The 22,234-nt window shown below is 42.2% G+C and carries 8 protein-coding genes; 7 read left to right on the top strand and 1 reads right to left on the bottom strand.

Annotated features, from left to right (window positions below):
* Positions 1-52 precede the first annotated feature (52 nt).
* From lpdA to sucD, 3 genes are all read left to right on the top strand, one after another.
* Positions 53-1,486 (top strand): dihydrolipoyl dehydrogenase, encoded by a 1,434-nt coding sequence (gene lpdA, locus CSB87_RS05565; protein WP_002051272.1) that lies wholly within the window; start codon positions 53-55, stop codon positions 1,484-1,486.
* 149 nt (positions 1,487-1,635) lie between these two features.
* Positions 1,636-2,802, top strand: a complete 1,167-nt coding sequence (sucC, locus tag CSB87_RS05560; RefSeq protein ID WP_001048573.1) for an ADP-forming succinate--CoA ligase subunit beta — start codon at positions 1,636-1,638, stop codon at positions 2,800-2,802.
* Between the two features lie 14 nt (positions 2,803-2,816).
* On the top strand, positions 2,817-3,707 hold the full coding sequence (sucD, locus tag CSB87_RS05555) for a succinate--CoA ligase subunit alpha (RefSeq protein WP_002051332.1): 891 nt from the start codon (positions 2,817-2,819) through the stop codon (positions 3,705-3,707).
* Positions 3,708-4,120: 413 nt separating this feature from the next.
* Here sucD and trpS read toward each other — a convergent pair whose 3' ends face one another.
* Entirely contained in the window at positions 4,121-5,134 is a 1,014-nt protein-coding gene (gene trpS / locus CSB87_RS05550) for a tryptophan--tRNA ligase (RefSeq protein WP_000072941.1), read from the bottom strand.
* 206 nt (positions 5,135-5,340) lie between these two features.
* Here trpS and CSB87_RS05545 point away from each other — a divergent pair, with 206 nt between their 5' ends.
* The 4 genes from CSB87_RS05545 (at position 5,341) to CSB87_RS05530 (ending at position 22,127) form a co-directional block, all read left to right on the top strand.
* The gene (locus tag CSB87_RS05545) at positions 5,341-6,264 is read left to right on the top strand and encodes a DUF808 domain-containing protein (protein WP_004885495.1); all 924 of its coding nucleotides are present in this window, start codon (positions 5,341-5,343) and stop codon (positions 6,262-6,264) included.
* 29 nt (positions 6,265-6,293) lie between these two features.
* Positions 6,294-7,193, top strand: a complete 900-nt coding sequence (locus CSB87_RS05540; protein WP_002051488.1) for a neutral zinc metallopeptidase — start codon at positions 6,294-6,296, stop codon at positions 7,191-7,193.
* A gap of 231 nt (positions 7,194-7,424) precedes the next feature.
* Positions 7,425-8,927, top strand: a complete 1,503-nt coding sequence (locus CSB87_RS05535) for a cation:proton antiporter (RefSeq protein ID WP_002051161.1) — start codon at positions 7,425-7,427, stop codon at positions 8,925-8,927.
* Between the two features lie 456 nt (positions 8,928-9,383).
* Complete coding sequence (locus CSB87_RS05530; RefSeq protein ID WP_106105048.1) at positions 9,384-22,127, top strand: BapA/Bap/LapF family large adhesin; 12,744 nt, start codon at positions 9,384-9,386, stop codon at positions 22,125-22,127.
* The last annotated feature ends 107 nt before the right edge of the window (positions 22,128-22,234 follow it).

Genomic DNA, 22,234 nt, shown 5'->3' with positions numbered 1-22,234 from the left:
TAAATACCTACCAGGATAGAGCGATCCTCTATCTTGGTTTATGGAGATAAAAATGTCTCAACAATTTGATCTTGTTGTCATCGGCGGTGGTCCTGGTGGTTATGAAGCTGCGATTCGCGCTGCTCAACTAGGCTTCAAAGTCGCTTGTATTGAAAAACGTATTCACAACGGTAAGCCTTCTTTAGGTGGTACTTGCTTAAACGTAGGTTGTATCCCTTCTAAAGCTTTGCTTGATTCTTCTCATCGTTATGAAGATACAGTGCATCACTTAGCTGATCACGGTATTACAACTGGTGAAGTGAATTTCGATCTTGCAAAACTTCTTGCTCGTAAAGACAAAATTGTTGACCAATTAACTGGCGGTATCGACCAATTGCTTAAAGGCAACGGTATTGAGTGGTTAAAAGGTACAGGTAAATTACTTGCTGGTAAAAAAGTTGAGTTCGTTTCTCATGAAGGTGAAACTCAAGTTTTAGAACCTAAATACGTGATTCTTGCGTCTGGTTCTGTGCCTGTAAATATTCCTGTAGCTCCTGTAGATCAAGATATTATTGTTGATTCAACTGGCGCATTAAACTTCCCAGAAGTACCTAAGCGTTTAGGTGTAATTGGTGCAGGTGTAATCGGTTTAGAACTTGGCTCAGTATGGCGTCGTCTTGGTGCTGAAGTTGTTGTATTTGAAGCAATGGATGCATTCTTGCCAATGGCTGATAAAGCTTTGGCAAAAGAATACCAAAAGCTTTTAACTAAGCAAGGTCTTGATATTCGCGTTGGTGCTAAAGTTTCTGGCACTGAAGTTAATGGTCGTGAAGTGACTGTTAAATACACTCAAGGTGGCGAAGAAAAAACTCAAACTTTTGACAAATTAATCGTTTGTGTTGGCCGTAAAGCTTATGCAGAAGGTTTATTGGCTGAAGATTCAGGCATTAAATTAACTGAACGTGGTTTAGTTGAAGTAAACGATCACTGTGCAACTTCTGTAGAAGGTGTATATGCGATTGGTGACTTGGTTCGCGGTCCAATGCTTGCTCATAAAGCAATGGAAGAGGGTGTAATGGCTGTTGAACGTATTCACGGTCATGCTGCTCAAGTAAACTATGACACAATCATTTCTGTTATCTATACACACCCTGAAGCGGCGTGGGTTGGTTTAACTGAAGAACAAGCTAAAGAAAAAGGTCATGAAGTAAAAACTGGTCAATTCGGTTTTGCTGTAAATGGTCGTGCTTTAGCTGCTGGTGAAGGTGCAGGTTTTGTTAAGTTCGTTGCTGATGCAAAAACTGACCGTTTATTAGGTATGCATGTGATTGGACCTGCAGCATCTGATATCGTTCACCAAGGTATGATCGCTCTTGAATTTGTATCTTCTGTTGAAGATCTTCAGTTGATGACTTTTGGTCACCCAACATTCTCTGAAGTTGTTCATGAAGCTGCACTTGCTGTAGATGGTCGTGCAATTCACGCGATTCAACGTAAGCGTAAATAAAATTAAAGAGCGGTTTCTCCGCTCTTTTTCACATTCGATGGTGTGATTAAAAAATCATCAAGTTGATAGACGTAGACAGCAATTTGCACATACAACATGAGAATGTTGCGCAAATTGAAGACAACAAACAAAGTTAAGTAGGTAACTAAATGAACTTACATGAGTATCAAGCTAAAGCGTTATTGAAAGAATATGGTATGCCGGTACAAGAAGGTATCTTGGCAACCAATGCAGACGAAGCAGTTGCTGCATTTGAACAGCTTGGTGGTAAATTCGCTGTAATGAAGGCGCAAGTTCATGCTGGTGGTCGTGGTAAGGCTGGTGGCGTTAAAGTTGCAAAATCTAAAGAAGATGTTATCGAATTTGCAAACAATATCATTGGTACTCGTCTTGTAACGTATCAAACAGATGCAAATGGTCAACCAGTAAACAGCATCATTGTTGCTGAAGACGTATATCCAGTTGAGCGTGAGCTTTACTTGGGCGCGGTTGTAGACCGTTCTAGCCGTCGTATTACTTTCATGGCTTCTACAGAAGGTGGTGTAGAAATCGAGAAAGTTGCTGAAGAAACTCCAGAAAAAATTATCAAAGTTGAAGTTGATCCATTAGTTGGCTTACAACCATTCCAAGCACGTGAAGTTGCGTTTGCTTTAGGTTTGAAAGACAAACAAATCGGTCAATTCGTAAAAATCATGACAGCTGCTTACCAAGCATTTGTTGAAAACGATTTTGCTTTATTTGAAATTAACCCGCTTTCTGTTCGTGAAAACGGCGAAATTTTATGTGTAGATGCTAAAGTAGGTATCGACTCTAACGCGCTTTACCGTTTACCTAAAGTTGCTGCTTTACGTGACAAATCTCAAGAGAATGAGCGTGAATTAAAAGCATCTGAATTTGATCTTAACTACGTTGCTTTAGAAGGTAACATCGGTTGTATGGTTAACGGTGCTGGTCTTGCAATGGCAACTATGGACATCATTAAACTTTATGGTGGTCAGCCTGCAAACTTCCTTGACGTTGGTGGCGGTGCAACTAAAGAGCGCGTAATTGAAGCGTTCAAAATCATCCTTGCTGATACATCTGTACAAGGTGTTTTAATTAACATCTTCGGTGGTATCGTACGTTGTGACATGATTGCTGAAGCAATTATTGCAGCGGTTCAAGAAGTAAACGTAACTGTTCCAGTTGTTGTTCGTTTAGAAGGTAACAACGCTGAGTTAGGTGCTAAATTACTTGATGAATCTGGTTTGAAATTAATTTCTGCGAACGGTTTGTCTGATGCCGCAGAAAAAGTTGTAGCTGCAGTTAAAGCGTAAGGGGAGTATCAATCATGAGCGTATTAATTAATAAAGACACTAAAGTATTGGTACAAGGTTTTACTGGTAAAAACGGTACTTTCCACTCTGCACAAGCTTTAGACTACGGTACAAAAGTTGTTGGTGGTGTTACTCCAGGTAAAGGTGGTACAACTCACCTTGACTTACCAGTATTCAACACAATGAAAGAAGCTGTACGTGAAACAAATGCAGATGCATCTGTAATCTATGTACCAGCTCCATTCGTTTTAGACTCAATCGTTGAAGCGGTTGATTCAGGTGTTGGCCTAATCGTTGTGATCACTGAAGGTGTTCCAACAATCGACATGCTTAAAGCAAAACGTTATTTAGAAACTAACGGTAACGGGACTCGTTTAGTTGGTCCTAACTGCCCAGGCGTGATCACTCCGGGTGAATGTAAGATCGGTATTATGCCTGGTCACATCCACCAACCAGGTCGTATTGGTATTATCTCACGTTCAGGTACATTGACTTATGAAGCTGTTGCTCAAACAACTAAGCTTGGTTTAGGTCAGTCTACTTGTATCGGTATTGGTGGTGACCCAATCCCAGGTATGAACCAAATCGAAGCGCTTCAATTGTTCCAAGACGATCCAGATACTGATGCAATCATCATGATCGGTGAGATCGGTGGTACAGCAGAAGAAGAAGCTGCTGAATTCATCAAATCTAACGTGACTAAGCCTGTAGTAGGTTACATCGCTGGTGTAACTGCTCCTAAAGGTAAGCGTATGGGTCACGCTGGTGCGATCATTTCTGGTGGTCAAGGTACTGCTGAAGAGAAATTTGCTGCATTTGAAAAAGCAGGTATGGCTTACACTCGTAGCCCAGCTGAGCTTGGTTCAACTATGTTGCAAGTATTAAAAGAGAAAGGTTTAGTTTAATAGCTACCTTAAATCTTTAAAAAATGTCGCATCTGAAAAATGATGCGGCATTTTTTTTTGCATCATTGAAAAGTAGCATAAAATGAAATGAGAAATAATAACGCTAAAAAGAGACAAAAAAATACGCAATGATTGGGGTGATCATTGCGTAGAACAACGAATCTGTTAAAAACAGTTTCGGCTTAAGGAGAAATGTCGTGAGGTTCATATCAACCTACTTGAGCTATATTAGTGAGGTGTTCATATTTGTTCATTAAGGTTCACGTTAATTAGTGTTACTTCACGTTAAAAGGGTAAGAGCGTGTGAATCATAATAAATATATAGAAATTGTAATAACTTAAGTTATTGAATCTAAATATAATTATGAAAAAAGCCCCGTAGGGCTTTTTGAATTATATTTTGAATCTAAGAATTAGAATTTAAATAAGCCTAAGCCATCTTTAACTTCATCTAAAGTTTGCTGAGTAATGATTCGACATTTATCAGTACCTTGACGTAAAACATCCATAATGTAATCAGGGTCTTTAGCAAGTTCTTCACGGCGCTCACGAATAGGAGTAATTAATTCTTTTAACACACCTTCGAGACGTTTTTTAACAGTACCGTCACCAAGACCACCACGACGGTAATGAGCTTTTAATTCCTCAACTTCTTCTTTGTTTGGATCAAATGCATCTAAGTAAGTAAATACGATGTTTCCTTCAACCTGACCTGGATCTTCGATACGAAGATGATTTGGGTCAGTGTACATTGCGTTTACAGCTTTTTTAATGTCTTTGTCAGAAGCATTTAAAACAATGGTATTACCTAATGACTTAGACATTTTTGCTTTACCATCAAAACCAGGTAAACGAGCCATATTAGAAAGCAACGCTTTACATTCAGGTAAAAGGTCTTGACCAATTTGACGGTTTACACGACGCACGATTTCATTCGTTTGCTCAATCATTGGAATCTGATCTTCACCTACTGGTACTACAGTTGCTTTAAAAGCCGTAATATCAGCCGCCTGTGCAACAGGATAGCAAAGGAAGCCCGCAGGAATGTCACGTTCAAAACCGCGCATTTGAATTTCAGATTTAATAGTCGGGTTACGTTCTAAACGAGCCACAGTTACAAAGTTAAGATATAGCATTGTAAGTTCATTCAGTGCTGGTAAACATGACTGAACACAAATAGTTGTTTTAGTCGGATCAATACCAACAGCTAAATAATCTAGAGCAACTTCTAAAATGTTACGACGTACTTTATCTGGGTTATCTGCATTATCTGTTAATGCTTGTGCATCTGCTAATAAGAGGTGTTGATGGTGGCTATCCTGTAAACCTACACGTGAACGCAAAGAACCGACAAAATGCCCAAGGTGAAGTTGTCCGGTTGGGCGGTCGCCTGTCAAAATAATTGGACGCTGATCAACATTACTCATTATTTATTCCACTATCGTATTGGCTTAATCAGGGATAGTAAGCCCTGTAATATAAAAGATTGGCATTATTGTACGGGAAATAAATTTTTTTCGTCAGCGATTGGTTAAACTTTCTTAAAATAATATTGTGAATTTATTCAGTAAAATTACAGAAAACGGAATATTTCATCTTACAATAGCTAGATAAATACAAACCTGGATAAGAAATGGCAAGTGGCTTACTTTTATTATTAGATGATATTGCAACAATTTTAGATGATGTCGCTTTAATGAGCAAAATGGCAGCAAAGAAAACTGCCGGTGTTTTAGGTGATGATTTGGCTTTAAATGCACAACAGGTAACAGGTGTACGTGCAGATCGTGAATTGCCTATCGTATGGAAGGTTGCCAAAGGTTCTTTAGTTAATAAGCTTATTTTAGTACCTTTAGCTTTATTAATTAGTGTTATCGCACCGTGGCTGATTAACCCTTTATTGATGCTAGGTGGTTTATTTCTATGTTATGAAGGTGTTGAAAAAGTTCTTCATACAATTATGCATAGAAAAGCTTCAACCTCTGAGGAAGCAGAAAAAGAATTTAACAATGAAGAGCTGGATCTGGCTACTTTTGAAAAAGAGAAAGTAAAAGGAGCTATTCGAACTGACTTTATTTTATCTGCTGAAATTGTTGTTATTTCTTTAGGAACGGTTGCTACGGCGGCTTTAATAACAAAAATAAGTGTACTTAGCATTATTGCTGTTGTGATGACACTAGGTGTTTATGGCTTGGTTGGTGTGATTGTTAAGATTGATGATTTAGGATTATATTTAACAAAACAGGCTGCTTCTTTTAAACAAACTCTAGGACGTGGTTTACTTGCTTTTGCTCCTCTTTTAATGAAGCTACTTTCTATTGTTGGAACTATTGCAATGTTTTTAGTAGGTGGAGGGATTATTAACCATACAATTCCTTTACTTCATCATATTACTGATAGTACCGTCGATCATGTAGAGAATATACCCGCAGTAGGCAATATTATTGGAGCTTTAACACCGACATTAATGAACTTTGCGATTGGTATGATTGCTGGGGCGGTTGTGTTGCTTGTGGTGAGTTTAATACAGAAAATGTGGCCAAAAGCTTCTGACTAATCAGGCCATTTAATAAGAAGAGGGACGTTATGCGCTGGAGAGATCGTAGAGTCAGTACCAATGTTGAGGACCGTCGAGGTGGGGGCGGTGTTAAAGCAGGTGGTATTAGTATTATTGGTTTGGTCGTGGCATTTGTCGCATGGAAATTTTTTGGCGTTGATCCGCAAATGGCTTATCAGGCAACGCAGCAGGTTACTGCTTCACAACAATCAAATGCAACCTCACCAGAAAGTTTAACACCTGAGCAAAAAGAAGCATCGGATTTTGTTGGAACTGTATTAGCTGATACAGAAGATACGTGGACACCTATATTTAAACAGTTAGGTAAAACTTATACACCGCCAACGTTAGTTTTATTTAGTGGAGTGACTCGCTCAGGTTGTGGTACCGCTCAATCTGCTATGGGACCTTTTTATTGCCCAGCTGACCAAAAAGTTTATATCGATACCGAATTCTTTAAAGATATGCGCGAGCAAATGGGGATTTCGGGTGAGCAAAATAAATCAGAGCTTTCTCGCCAAGATCAGGCAGGGGATTTTGCCCAAGCCTATGTTGTTGCGCATGAAGTAGGTCATCATGTTCAAACCTTGCTTGGTATTTCATCTCAAGTGCAACAAGCTCGTTCGCAAGTCAGCCAAAGAGAGGGTAACCAATTATCTGTTCGACAAGAGTTACAAGCTGACTGTTTAGCAGGTATATGGGCAAATCATAATCAACAACGTACTCAGTTTTTAGAGTCTGGTGATGTTGAAGAAGCAATGGATGCAGCTCAAAAAATTGGTGATGACTATTTGCAAAAACGTGCGACAGGACAAGTTGTACCTGATAGTTTTACGCATGGTACGAGTGAACAGCGGATGCATTGGTTTCAAGTGGGCTTAAAGTCCGGTGATATCAACCAATGTGATACTTTTAATAATCCTATCTAATGTTAAAGATGAGTTTATTAAAACACTTTAAATAAGCTCATCTTTTAATACCCCAACTTCATAATTAATGTTAAGAAATTTAACTGATCGATAGAATGATTAAAGTAATTCGTTAAACTTATATTCCAACTTTTAACTGTTTAGGCCCTTATAAGGTGCCTACTTCCTCATTCTGTTCAGTTTAGCTGTCTAGGTTTTTTATTTGGTCATTGACCCAGAAGAAGGGTATTCATGGGTAATTTTTTCTTATTACAAGCACTTACAGTTGTATTTGCCTTATCAATTGCAACGACTATATTCAATAAGCGTATTTTAGGCTTTCCTCAAGCTATTGGCGTGCCTCTTGTTTCTGCAATCTTTGTCTTCATTTTGCAATGGGGAGCTAGTCTCTTAAATGGTAATCAGTTCATTACCATTAATATTCACAATATTGAAGAAGCAGTACGTCATATCGATTTTTATGACTTTTTAATTAATGGCGTCATTTGTTTTATTCTGACATCTTCTGCACTGAAATTTAAAATTTCAGACTTAAGAAGTTATTGGCGACAAATTAGTATTCTAGCGACTATTGCACTAGTTATCTGCGCCGTATTGTTTGGTGGCTTACTTTACGGCTTCCAATTACTGGTTGGCCATCATGTACCAATTTTAGTTCTTCTATTATTAGGCGCGGCATTGGGGGCAACTGACCCGATCGGTATTAAAGGTGTTTTAAGTTCGATTCGTGCGCCCCATCATTTGATTGTCAAATTAGAAGGCGAATCTTTATTTAATGATGCAATGTGTATTGCACTATTTATGACATTGCTGAACGTTTTACAAGGTGAACATTTTTCGTTAGTTGCGACTTTAGAGGCTTTACTTTATGAAATTGTGGTTGCTGTCGGTATTGGATGGGCATTCGGTATAGGAACATTACGTCTATTACGTGGCAAACACGAAATGGAGTCCCTGATTCTAACAACTGCCTTACTTGCTAGCGGAGCATATTTAGTTGCTTTGTTTGCTCATGCTTCTGCTCCGATTGCTTGTGTGATTGGCGGTTTAATTGTTGGTAATAAATGGAAAGAAATCCGTGAAGAGCGCGAGATTAGAGAAGTTAATCATTTTTGGCATACAGTAGAAGGAATTATCAATTCATTCTTATTCACTTTAATTGGTCTTGAGCTGTTTATTCTTGATTTGAATTTTAGCCTGATCTTAGGGGGAATAGTTGCTTTCTTTATTTTGCATATTTCTCGTTTTGCAGCAAATTTTATGTCTTTTGCTTTCTTCCCAACAATGCGCAAAACCAAAAGCTACAATGGTAGTTTAACTATCTTATCTTGGGGTGGCGTACGAGGCGGGATTTCACTTGCTTTAATTCTGGCTGTTGCAAATATTCCAGCACTTAGTCCTTATAGTAGTATTCTTATTGGATATACCTTTATTAGTGTACTGTTATCTGGTGTGGTATGTGGCCTTGGTCTACCGGCAGTAATGAACGCATTTTATTACAACCCTAATGAAGAAACCGAAGGACTTAAAGGCTTTTACCAAAAGTTATGTCACAAAATGAATCGCCGTGGCTTTCAATATATTGTAGGAGAAGATGCGTTAGGAAGAGAAACTATTACTATCTTTAACCCAGATGTTATTGTTGATCAAAAAACAGAAGATGGTATTGCAACTATGCATGACCCTAATAAGTTACAAGAAGTAAAACGTTTCGAGAGTCCAGATAATTTTTAACTTAACTTAAAAATCTTTTTAATTAGTATTAAAAAATTAGGCTTTAGTGTAATAGTAAAATATTATCTGAAGCCATTTTTTTCTATATATATCATTATTAATATATTTTATTTTATTGAGATATTAAAAATTGTTATATAAAAAATTAAATTAAAATAGTTTTCAATAAATTTTCAGTAATAAAAAATTAAATTTGTTTTATATATAAAACAGTTGCTAGTTATTTTTCGTAATTTATAAGAATAAGAACGAGAATTTTATTTATATAAAATTTGTATTAATTAAATTTTTTTCTTTAAGGACTTTAGTATTTATTTTTTTTATTTTAAAGTGGTTAATGTAAAAATGATCACATTACTTAATGTTTTTAAGTTGTAGGTCAAAAACTCGAAAACATTAAGTAAAAAGAATTATACAAAAAATCATTTAAATCAATAATATAAAAGGAATATAGATATGCCTGAGATACAAATTATTGCCAAGGACAGTCACAAAACCTTGGTAACAACAGAGGGAACTTCTGCAAAACTTTCAGAAGCGTCAGTTGTATTGGTAAAAGTAGCTGCCAGTGATGTACTGGTAGTCAATAGAGAGGGTACTAATGCAGTAATTCGCCTAAAAAATGGCGAAACTATTGTTATTGAAGGCTTCTTTAGTGGTACTGCTGAACCAGCTGATAACAGTCTTGTATTTCAAGATCAGAATGGTCAACTCATTTGGGCAAAATTTAAAGATGCTGAAAATGATGCAGATGCTGACAGCGATGCAGATGCAGATGCCGACAGTGATGTGGAGCCACAAGCACTTTTAGGTGAAGACTTACCAGCAGCACTACCAGCAGAAGCACCACAGGCATTAGTGTCTGATGTTATTTATCAACCAATTTCTTCAATTCAGCCATTACTTTATCATGATGCAGGTGTGAACCCATGGTTATGGGCAGCAGTACCTCTAGTTGCAGGCGGTATCATTGCTGCTGCATCAAATAGTGGTAGTAGTAATGACTCTTCTCCTGCAGATACTACACCCCCAAATACAAATGGGGTTACTTTCTCTGTTGATCCTATAACTTCAGATAATGTTATTAATTCAACTGAAGCTGCTGGTAACGTTACTGTTACAGGCAGCTTAAAAAATATTCCAGCAGATGCTGCAAATACTGTCGTTACTGTAGTTGTGAATGGTGTAACTTATACTGCAACTGTAGATAAAGTAGCAGGAACATGGAGCGTAGTTGTACCAGGCAGTGGATTAATTGCAGATAGCGATAAAACCATTGATGCAAAAGTTACGTTTACTGATGCAGCGGGTAATAGTAGCAATATAACTGAATCAAAAACTTATACAGTAGATACCACTGCGCCAAGTGCACCGGTAATTGATCCAATCAATGCAACTAATCCTGTAACAGGTACAGCAGAAGCTGGTTCAACAGTTAAGGTCACTTTCCCGGATGGTACGACAGCGACTGTAGTTGCAGGCCCGGATGGTAAGTGGACAGTACCAAACCCAGGTGATCTTAAAGATGGAGACAAAGTTACAGTTGTTGCAACTGACCCAGCGGGTAACCCATCAGCACCATCAACTGGCACAGTAGATGCGGTTGCACCAGCAGTAACTGTAACAACCACATTAACCAATGACAGCACACCTGCATTAAGCGGTACAGTAAATGATCCAACTGCGAAAGTTGTGGTGACTGTAGATGGTGTGAACTACCCGGCAACTAATAATGGTGATGGCACCTGGACCCTTGCAGACAATACACTTCCAGTGTTGACTGATGGGCCGCATACCGTGACTGTGACAGCAACCGACCCAGCAGGTAATGTGGGTACAACTAATGCTGTGGTAACTGTTGATACCACTGCGCCAAATGCACCAGTAATTGATCCAATCAATGCGACTAATCCTGTAACAGGTACAGCAGAAGCTGGTTCAACAGTTAAGGTCACTTTCCCAGATGGTACAACAGCGACTGTCGTTGCAGGCCCGGATGGTAAGTGGACAGTACCAAACCCAGGTGATCTTAAAGATGGAGACAAAGTTACAGTTGTTGCAACTGACCCAGCGGGTAACCCATCAGCACCATCAACTGGCACAGTAGATGCGGTTGCACCAGCAGTAACTGTAACAACCACATTAACCAATGACAGCACACCTGCATTAAGCGGTACAGTAAATGATCCAACTGCGAAAGTTGTGGTGACTGTAGATGGTGTGAACTACCCGGCAACCAATAATGGTGATGGCACCTGGACCCTTGCAGACAATACACTTCCAGTGTTGACTGATGGGCCGCATACCGTGACTGTGACAGCAACCGACCCAGCAGGTAATGTGGGTACAACTAATGCTGTGGTAACTGTAGATACCACTGCGCCAAGTGCACCGGTACTTGATCCAATCAATGCAACTAATCCTGTAACAGGTACAGCAGAAGCTGGTTCAACAGTTAAGGTCACTTTCCCAGATGGTACAACAGCGACTGTCGTTGCCGGCCCGGATGGTAAGTGGACAGTACCAAACCCAGGTGACCTGACTGATGGTCAAACAGTAACAGCGACAGCGACTGACCCAGCGGGTAACCCGTCATTACCTGGCACAGGTGTAGTAGATGCAGTTGCCCCAACAGTTGCAGTAACAACAGCATTAACCAATGACAGCACACCTGCATTAACCGGTACAGTGAACGATCCGACAGCGAAAGTTGTGGTGACTGTAGATGGTGTGGATTATCCAGCAACCAATAATGGTGATGGCACCTGGACCCTTGCAGACAATACACTTTCAGTGTTGACTGACGGTCCGCATACCGTGACTGTGACAGCGACTGACCCGGCAGGTAATGTGGGTACAGGCAATGCTGTGGTAACTGTAGATACGACAGCACCAAGTGCACCGGTACTTGATCCAATCAATGCAACTAATCCTGTAACAGGTACAGCAGAACCTGGTTCAACAGTTACCGTGAGCTTCCCGGATGGTACAACAGCGACTGTAGTTGCAGGCCCGGATGGTAAGTGGACAGTACCAAACCCAGGTGACCTGACTGATGGTCAAACAGTAACAGCGACAGCGACTGACCCAGCGGGTAACCCGTCATTACCTGGCACAGGTGTAGTAGATGCAGTTGCCCCAACAGTTGCAGTAACAACAGCATTAACCAATGACAGCACACCTGCATTAACCGGTACAGTGAACGATCCGACAGCGAAAGTTGTGGTGACTGTAGATGGTGTGGATTATCCAGCGGTGAACAATGGTGATGGCACCTGGACCCTTGCAGACAATACACTTCCAGTGTTGACTGACGGTCCGCATACCGTGACTGTGACAGCAACTGACCCGGCAGGTAATGTAGGTACAACTAATGCTGTGGTAACTGTCGATACAACAGCGCCGACAGTTGGTTTAAGTGATGTCACCACCAATGACAGTACACCTGAATTAACAGGTACAGTGAACGATCCAACTGCGACAGTTGTGGTGACTGTAAATGGTGTGAACTATACTGCGGTGAACAATGGCAATGGTAGTTGGACCCTTGCAGACAATACACTTCCAGTGTTGGCAGATGGTCCACATACTGTGACTGTGACAGCAACCGACCCGGCAGGTAATGTAAGTACAACCAGTGCAGTCGTGACTGTAGATACTGCAGCAGCGAACTTACTTGGTCCGATTACAGTACCGGATGACTTAAATGCTGATGGCTTCATCAATGCATCAGAACTTGGCACAGACGGCAGCTTTAATGCCCGTGTAGCATTGGGTCCAGATGCAGCGGTAGGTACTGTTGTGAATGTTAATGGCACTGACTACACAGTGAGTGCAACTGACTTAAGCAATGGCTATATCACCGCAGCGATTCCTGTAACAGCGGATGGCCCAATTACCATTCATGCCCAAGCAGTGGATTCACAAGGTCATATCAGCAGTCCAACAAATGTAATCGTGACTGTAGATACGGCAGCACCAGGTACACCGGTACTTGATCCAATCAATGCGACTAATCCTGTAACAGGTACAGCAGAAGCTGGTTCAACAGTTACCGTGAGCTTCCCGGATGGCACAACAGCGACTGTAGTTGCAGGCCCGGATGGTAAGTGGACAGTACCAAACCCAGGTGACCTGACTGATGGTCAAACAGTAACAGCGACAGCGACTGACCCAGCGGGTAACCCGTCATTACCTGGCACAGGTGTAGTAGATGCAGTTGCCCCAACAGTTGCAGTGACAACAGCATTAACCAATGACAGTACACCTGCATTAACCGGTACAGTGAACGATCCGACAGCGAAAGTTGTGGTGACTGTAGATGGTGTGGATTATCCAGCGGTGAACAATGGTGATGGCACCTGGACCCTTGCAGACAATACACTTCCAGTGTTGACAGACGGTCCGCATACCGTGACTGTGACAGCAACTGACCCGGCAGGTAATGTGGGTACAGGCAATGCTGTGGTAACTGTAGATACGACAGCACCAAGTGCACCGGTACTTGATCCAATCAATGCGACTAATCCTGTAACAGGTACAGCAGAACCTGGTTCAACAGTTACCGTGAGCTTCCCGGATGGCACAACAGCGACTGTAGTTGCAGGCCCGGATGGTAAGTGGACAGTACCAAACCCAGGTGACCTGACTGATGGTCAAACAGTAACAGCGACAGCGACTGACCCAGCGGGTAACCCGTCATTACCTGGCACAGGTGTAGTAGATGCAGTTGCCCCAACAGTTGCAGTAACAACAGCATTAACCAATGACAGTACACCTGCATTAACCGGTACAGTGAACGATCCGACAGCGAAAGTTGTGGTGACTGTAGATGGTGTGGATTATCCAGCGGTGAACAATGGTGATGGCACCTGGACCCTTGCAGACAATACACTTCCAGTGTTGACAGACGGTCCGCATACCGTGACTGTGACAGCAACTGACCCAGCAGGTAATGTGGGTACAACTAATGCTGTGGTAACTGTAGATACCACTGCGCCGACAGTTGGTTTAAGTGATGTCACCACCAATGACAGTACACCTGAATTAACAGGTACAGTGAACGATCCAACTGCGACAGTTGTGGTGACTGTAAATGGTGTGAACTATACTGCGGTGAATAATGGCAACGGTAGTTGGACCCTTGCAGACAATACACTTCCAGTGTTGGCAGATGGTCCACATACTGTGACTGTGACAGCAACCGACCCGGCAGGTAATGTAAGTACAACCAGTGCGGTAGTGACTGTAGATACTGCAGCAGCGAACTTGCTTGGTCCGATTACAGTACCGGATGACTTAAATGCTGACGGTATCATCAATGCATCAGAACTTGGCACAGACGGCAGCTTTAATGCCCGTGTAGCATTGGGTCCAGATGCAGCGGTAGGTACTGTTGTGAATGTTAACGGCACTGACTACACAGTGAGTGCAACTGACTTAAGCAATGGCTATATCACCGCAGCGATTCCTGTAACAGCGGATGGCCCAATTACCATCCATGCCCAAGCAGTGGATTCACAAGGTCATATCAGCAGCCCGACAGATGTCACTGTAACTGTAGATACTACAGCAGCGAACTTGCTTGGTTCGATTACAGTACCGGATGACTTAAATGCTGACGGTATCATCAATGCATCAGAACTTGGCACAGACGGTAGCTTCAATGCCCGTGTAGCATTGGGTCCAGATGCAGCGGTGGGTACTGTTGTGAATGTTAATGGCACTGACTATACAGTGAGTGCAACTGACCTTGGCAATGGCTATATCACAGCAGCGATTCCTGTAACAGCAGATGGCCCAGTGACTATCCATGCACAAGCAGTGGATGCGCAAGGCAACATCAGCAGTCCAACAGATGTCACTGTAACTTTAGATACGACAGCGCCGACAGTTGCTTTAAGTGATGTAACCACCAATGATAGTACGCCTGAATTAACAGGTACAGTGAACGATCCAGCTGCGACTGTTGTCGTGACTGTAAATGGTGTGAACTATACTGCGGTGAACAATGGCAACGGTACCTGGACACTTGCAGACAATACACTTCCAGTGTTGACTGATGGTCCACATACTGTGACTGTGACAGCAACCGACCCGGCAGGTAATGTGGGCACAGGTAGCGCAGTCGTGACTGTAGATACTGCAGCAGCGAACTTACTTGGTCCGATTACAGTACCGGATGACTTAAATGCTGACGGTATCATCAATGCAGCAGAACTTGGCACAGATGGCGGCTTTAATGCCCGTGTAGCGTTGGGTCCAGATGCAGTGGTAGGCACAGTCGTAAACGTTAACGGCACTGACTACACTGTCAATGCAACTGACCTTGGCAATGGCTATATCACCGCAGCAATTCCTGTAACTGCAGATGGTCCAATCACCATCCATGCCCAAGCAGTGGATTCACAAGGTCATATCAGCAGTCCAGCAGATGTAATCGTGACTGTAGATACGCTTCCAGCGAACTTACTTGGAGCGATTACAGTACCGGATGACTTAAATGCTGACGGCATTATCAATGCATCAGAACTTGGCACAGACGGCAGCATCAATGCCCGCGTAGCATTGGGTCCAGATGCAGCGGTAGGTACTGTTGTGAATGTCAATGGTACTGATTACACAGTGAGTGCGACTGACCTTGGCAATGGCTATATCACAGCAGCGATTCCTGTAACAGCAGATGGCCCAATTACCATCCATGCACAAGCAGTGGATGCGCAAGGCAACATCAGTAGTCCAACAGATGTCACTGTAACTGTAGATACCACACCAGCGAACTTGCTTGGTGCGATTACAGTACCGGATGACTTAAATACTGATGGCATCATCAATGCATCAGAACTGGGTACAGACAATAGCTTCAATGCCCGTGTAGGATTAGGTCCAGATGCAGCGGTGGGTACTGTAGTAAACGTTAACGGCACTGACTACACAGTGAGTGCAACTGACTTGACGAATGGCTATATCACAGCAGTGATCCCAGTGGTTGCTGATGGCCCAATTACCATCCATGCACAAGCGGTGGATGCACAAGGTAATATCAGCAGTCCAACAGATGTCACTGTAACTGTAGATACCACACCAGCGAACTTGCTTGGTGCGATCACAGTACCGGATGACTTAAATACTGATGGCATCATCAATGCATCAGAACTTGGCGCAGACGGTAGCTTTAATGCCCGTGTAGCATTGGGTCCAGATGCAGCAGTGGGTACTGTCGTAAACGTTAACGGCACTGACTACACAGTGAGTGCAACTGACTTGACGAATGGCTATATCACCGCAGCAATTCCTGTAACAGCGGATGGTCCGATCACCATCCATGCCCAAGCAGTGGATGCACAAGGTAATATCAGCAGTCCAACAGATGTCACTGTGACTGTGGATACAACACCAGCAAACTTGCTTGGTCCGATTACAGTACCGGATGACTTAAATGCTGATGGTATTATCAATGCATCAGAACTTGGCGCAGACGGTAGCTTTAATGCCCGTGTAACGTTGGGTCCAGATGCAGCGGTAGGTACTGTTGTGAATGTTAACGGCACTGACTATACAGTAAGTGCAACTGACTTGACGAATGGCTATATCACCGCAGCAATTCCTGTGACAGCCGATGGTGCAATTACCATCCATGCCCAAGCAGTGGATGTGCAAGGCAATATCAGCAGTCCAACAGATGTCACTGTGACTGTGGATACCACACCAGCGAACTTGCTTGGTTCGATTACAGTACCGGATGACTTAAATGCTGACGGTATCATCAATGCATCAGAACTTGGCACAGACGGTAGCTTCAATGCGCGTGTAGCGTTGGGTCCAGATGCAGCGGTAGGTACTGTTGTGAATGTTAATGGCACTGACTACACAGTGAGTGCAACTGACCTTGGCAATGGCTATATCACCGCAGCGATTCCTGTAACAGCGGATGGCCCAATTACCATTCATGCCCAAGCAGTGGATTCACAAGGTAATATCAGTAGCCCGGCAGATGTGACGGTAACTTTAGACGCTACTGCGCCGACAGTTGGTTTAAGTGATGTCACTACCAATGACAGTACACCTGAATTAACAGGTACAGTGAATGATCCAACAGCGACTGTTGTGGTGACTGTAAATGGTGTGAACTATACTGCGGTGAACAATGGCAATGGTAGCTGGACACTTGCAGACAATACACTTCCAGTGTTGACTGATGGTCCGCATACTGTGACTGTGACAGCAACCGACCCGGCAGGTAATGTGGGCACAGGTAGCGCGGTCGTGACTGTAGATACTGCAGCAGCGAACTTGCTTGGTCCGATTACAGTACCGGATGACTTAAATGCTGACGGTATCATCAATGCAGCAGAACTTGGCACAGACGGCAGCTTTAATGCCCGTGTCGCATTGGGTCCAGATGCAGTGGTAGGCACAGTCGTAAACGTTAACGGCACTGATTACACAGTGAATGCAACTGACCTTGGCAATGGCTATATCACCGCAGCAATTCCTGTAACTGCAGATGGTCCAATCACCATCCATGCCCAAGCAGTGGATTCACAAGGTCATATCAGCAGTCCAACAGATGTAATCGTGACTGTCGATACTGTTCCAGCGAACTTGCTTGGCCCGATTACAGTACCGGATGACTTAAATGCTGATGGCATCATCAATGCATCAGAACTTGGCACAGACGGCAGCTTTAATGCCCGTGTAGCATTGGGTCCAGATGCAGCAGTAGGTACTGTTGTGAATGTCAATGGCACTGACTACACAGTGAATGCAACTGACCTTGGCAATGGCTATATCACAGCAGCGATTCCTGTGACAGCAGATGGCCCAATTACCATCCATGCCCAGGCAGTGGATGCGCAAGGCAACATCAGTAGTCCAACAGATGTCACTGTAACTGTAGATACCACACCAGCTGATTTAATCACTGCGATTACAGTACCGGATGATTTAAACATTGACGGCATCATCAATGCATCAGAACTTGGTACAGACGGTAGCTTTAATGCCCGTGTAGGATTAGGTCCAGATGCAGCGGTGGGTACTGTTGTAAATGTTAATGGCACTAACTATACAGTCAATGCAACTGACTTAAGCAATGGTTATATCACTGCTGCGATCGCAGTAACTGCAGATGGCCCAGTGACTATCCATGCCCAAGCAGTAGATGCGCAAGGCAATATCGATAATGCTACTGATGTCACAGTAACTGTGGATACTACGCCACCAGACATTAATGCTGCTGCAATTGCGATTAATCCGATTACAGGTGATAACATCCTTAGTCCGGTTGAGACTGCAGGAACAGTAAATATTACTGGAACAGTGACTATTCCTGCTGATGCAACTGTTACCTCGGTTGTTGTTAACGTTAATGGCATGGATTACACGGCTGTAGTAGATCCGGCGAATGGAACATGGACAATAGGTGTACCTGGTAGCCAGCTTGTAGCTGATACTGATTTGACAGTTGATGCAAAAGCTACCTTTACGGATGCTGCTGGCAACAGTAGTAACTTGCAAGCTACTCAAAGTTATACAATTGCAAGTTCTTCTATCATTGCATATGACAACTTTGATACAGCTGTTCTTGCTCCACAGCCATTACAAATCGCAAATGATGCGGCTCTTGGTAGTAAAACTTACTTGGCGCTTGTATCACTTGCTGGACTTAACTTACAGCTTGGTTCTGAAGCGGTTAACTTTAATGTAGCTGCCAACCAAGAAGGTAATGCGACATTTACCTACAGTGCTTTAATAGGGGTTAATGCTTTATCTGATTACTCATTAGTTGTACAAAAATTTGATACAGCTACTGGTCAATGGACTTCTATATATGGCGGTGGTCAAGCAGATATTCTTCACCTGACTTTATTAGGTTCTACACCAGGTGTTGTTATCGATGGGCTTGAGCAAGGCCAATATCGTGCCTTTATGACTTATAACGGTCTGGCAGGTATTGGTTTACTAGGTACATTAACAGGTACTATGGACATTTATGATACAACTCAAATCGGTGGTTTCTATACAGAAGCTGCAGATGGTAATGTGATCGTAGATGTTAACTCAAACGGTCAAGCTGATGTCGTAACTCCAAATACAGTTGTGAGTGAAGTTAATAACCAACCTGTTCTTGCTAATGGCACAATCATTAATGGTACATACGGTACATTGGTGATTAACCTTGATGGTTCATACACTTACACTCCAAATCAAAATGCTTCTGGAGTTGGACAGGTTGATCACTTTGTATATACGTTAAAAGATTCTGTAACTGGTGATGTAGCTCAAGCAGCTCTTAACATTCAGTTAAGTTCTGTCAAAGCTGCAGATAACTTGGCAGTTGCTGAAATTAATCCGGAATCTTTACTTGTTGCGAATGACGTAGCACTTGGTAGTGCAAGTTATGTAGCTGCAATATCGTTAGCAGGTCTAGATTTACAGCTCCTTGGTAACCCAACAGTTGCATTCAATGTGGATGCTGACCGTCAAGGTACTGCGACATTTACATTCAGTGGTTTACTCAACGCTGGTGTATTGAATGATTATTCGATTGTTGTTCAAAAATATGATGCTGCAACAGGACAATGGGTATCTATTGGCGGAAATAACCCACAAGCGACTTTAGTTAGTCTATCTCTAATAGGAGGTACTCCAACAGCAGTCATTGAAGGGCTAGATCCAGGACAATATCGTGCATTTATGGGCTACAGTGGTCTACTAGGTGTGGGTATTGGTGGTACATTGACAGGTACAATGGATGTGTATAACCCATATGTTGTATCTGGATATTCAGTTGATCCGATCTCTGGTAACGTCATCAAAGATGCTGGTATTAATGGTGCAGTAGATGCTGCAAGTAATAATGCAGTGATCTCAGCAGTGAATGGAAATGCCGTTAACGCAACGGGTACAACTACAATCACTGGTACTTACGGTACGTTAGTGATTGATCAACATGGTAATTATACCTATACACCAAATGCAGATGGTCTAAACCTTGGTAAAGTTGATCAGTTCTCGTATACGTTACTAGACCCAGCAACAGGTAATACATCTCAAGCTGTCTTGTATGTCCACTTGGATAGTAACAAGGTTGCTATGACTTGGAATGCAGCAGATCCATCTCAGCCTGCAGTGATTACAGGTCATGTTCCAGTTGATGCAATGGATAACGTTGCTTCAGCAGCAATTGACATGGTTTACCCAACTACACAACAAGTTCTTAGTAACGCGATTAGTTATAACTGGTTGTTAGGAGTTGGCGGAGTCGTTATTGGGTCTAAACAAGGTACAGCAACCTTTAATGTAGCTGAAGGACATGTGTCTGAAGCCATTATCTCGGTTAACTTTGGTTCAGTAGCTACAGTTGTTGATGGTTTACATGTGGTATTAACACGAGTAAATCCAGACGGTACTCGTACAGTAATTGCAGATAGCGCGAATACTGGAGTGCTTGACCTATTAGGTATCTTTGGCTCTGAAGTGAAATTCAAAGTTGATAATTTAGGTTCTGGTAGCTATGAGCTATTTATGGAAAGCAATACGCTTCTAACAGCTCTAGGTAGCGTTACAGCAAGTATTACTTTGAATAATGGTGATATTACGCAAGTACCTAACTTGGTTGTAACTCCGGTTACAGGCAATGTTCTTTCAGACGACAACTCTGCTGTATATGGACCAAACTATACGCCAGACTATATTACGACTACGACAGTTGTGACTTCTGTCACTTCTGAAACTGGTAATACGCAGGCTGTAAATGTAGGTTCATCAACAGTTATTGTGGGTGCTTATGGTTCCTTAACGATTAATGCTGATGGTACTTATAGTTATCAAGCTACAGCGAACACACAAAATATAGGAAAAGTTGATAGCTTTACCTATACAGTGACAGACCCTGTAACTGGTAGAACAGACACAGCAACATTGCATATCCAAATTGGTTCTCCAGATGTGAATATCACTTGGAATAATGCTAACCCTGGTGCAGATGCGGTAATACCGTTACCTGTAGCAAATGCTGATACTAATCATGCAACTGTTAGTATGAAACAAGTAACGGATGCTGTTGTTGACGTACCAAGTGGCACGGTAACTATTGGTAACCTTGCAGGCTTCCCGCCATTACCTGTATTAAGCAATACAGTCACTTCGAATCAATTCGTTATTGCTGCTAACACGGTAAGTGATGTTCATGTTGAATTAGACTATACGGCATCATTAAGTTTGTCGGCTCTTCCAACAACTGGTTATAAAATCCAGCAATTGGTGGGTTCAACATGGGTAGATACTGTTTACTCAGGTTCTGCGACAGCCTTGGCAGGAGTATTAGGTGCACCAGCATACTCAGCTGACGTATCTCACTTATCTGCTGGTACTTATCGAGTAGTATTTAGTTTATCTAGTCTGATTTCTTTAGGAACTGTGACTCTAGATTCTGTAGTAACTACAAAAGCTACACATCTAGATCAATACACACCTGATGGTTTAACAGATTGGATTCACGGCAATATCTTGTTAGGCGATACAACTGGTGGAGTTGCAGATACTTCAGCTGCTTCTCAACTATATGTTGAAGTTACACCAGGAAATTACCAAATTGCTGCTGGTCAGGCGATCAATACTGGCGAAGGTACGTTGTATCTCTACCATGATGGTTCGTACTATTACAAACCACTTGATAGCGCGGCAAGTGCTACGATTGATACGATTAACTATAAACTCGTATCCGTGACTGGTGCGGAGTCAACTAGCACATTGACCATCAACTTAAGTCAAGAGTTGAATAGCCTAGCTGTAAGTACAGGAGCGAATGATACATTCACGCTTGGAAATGGCGCAGATACCTTGATTTACAATACGTTAACTGCGGCTGGCGTGAACAATCCAACAGGTGGCAACACAACAACTGGTGGTGTAGATACATGGACTGATTTCCATGTAGGTAATACAGCAACTGATAACCAAGCTGATAAGATCGATATTAGTAACTTGTTACTTACTCATCCGAACAGTTTAACTATTGGTCAGTATGTATCGGTAAGCTATAACGCAGCGACACAAAATGCCACCATTAGTGTAGACCGTGATGGCTTAGGTACGACTTACACAAGCACACAATTGTTGACGATTCATATAGATGAACCAAGAACATCATTAACGCTTAATGATCTTCTTAACAATGGTCAAATTATCTATTAATAGATAATTAACCAAATAAAAAAGAGAACCCTAGGGTTCTCTTTTTTATGTTTAAACAATACTTTAACCTAGCTTTTAGAGAGTTCATGCTATGATGCCTTGAGAAT

It is taken from the genome of Acinetobacter sp. AR_0276, from assembly GCF_003000705.1.
Lineage (GTDB): Bacteria > Pseudomonadota > Gammaproteobacteria > Pseudomonadales > Moraxellaceae > Acinetobacter > Acinetobacter nosocomialis.
Note: the sequence above shows the minus strand (reverse complement) of the source record. Positions and strands in the feature narration are given on the sequence as shown.

Excerpts from the sequence above, each read along its gene's own strand:
- sucC (WP_001048573.1), top strand. The coding sequence starts at position 1,636 with ATGAACTTACATGAGTATCAAGCTAAAGCGTTATTGAAAGAATATGGT.
- lpdA (WP_002051272.1), top strand. The coding sequence starts at position 53 with ATGTCTCAACAATTTGATCTTGTTGTCATCGGCGGTGGTCCTGGTGGT.
- trpS (WP_000072941.1), bottom strand. The coding sequence starts at position 5,134 with ATGAGTAATGTTGATCAGCGTCCAATTATTTTGACAGGCGACCGCCCA.
- CSB87_RS05545 (WP_004885495.1), top strand. The coding sequence starts at position 5,341 with ATGGCAAGTGGCTTACTTTTATTATTAGATGATATTGCAACAATTTTA.
- CSB87_RS05530 (WP_106105048.1), top strand. The coding sequence starts at position 9,384 with ATGCCTGAGATACAAATTATTGCCAAGGACAGTCACAAAACCTTGGTA.
- CSB87_RS05535 (WP_002051161.1), top strand. The coding sequence starts at position 7,425 with ATGGGTAATTTTTTCTTATTACAAGCACTTACAGTTGTATTTGCCTTA.
- sucD (WP_002051332.1), top strand. The coding sequence starts at position 2,817 with ATGAGCGTATTAATTAATAAAGACACTAAAGTATTGGTACAAGGTTTT.
- CSB87_RS05540 (WP_002051488.1), top strand. The coding sequence starts at position 6,294 with ATGCGCTGGAGAGATCGTAGAGTCAGTACCAATGTTGAGGACCGTCGA.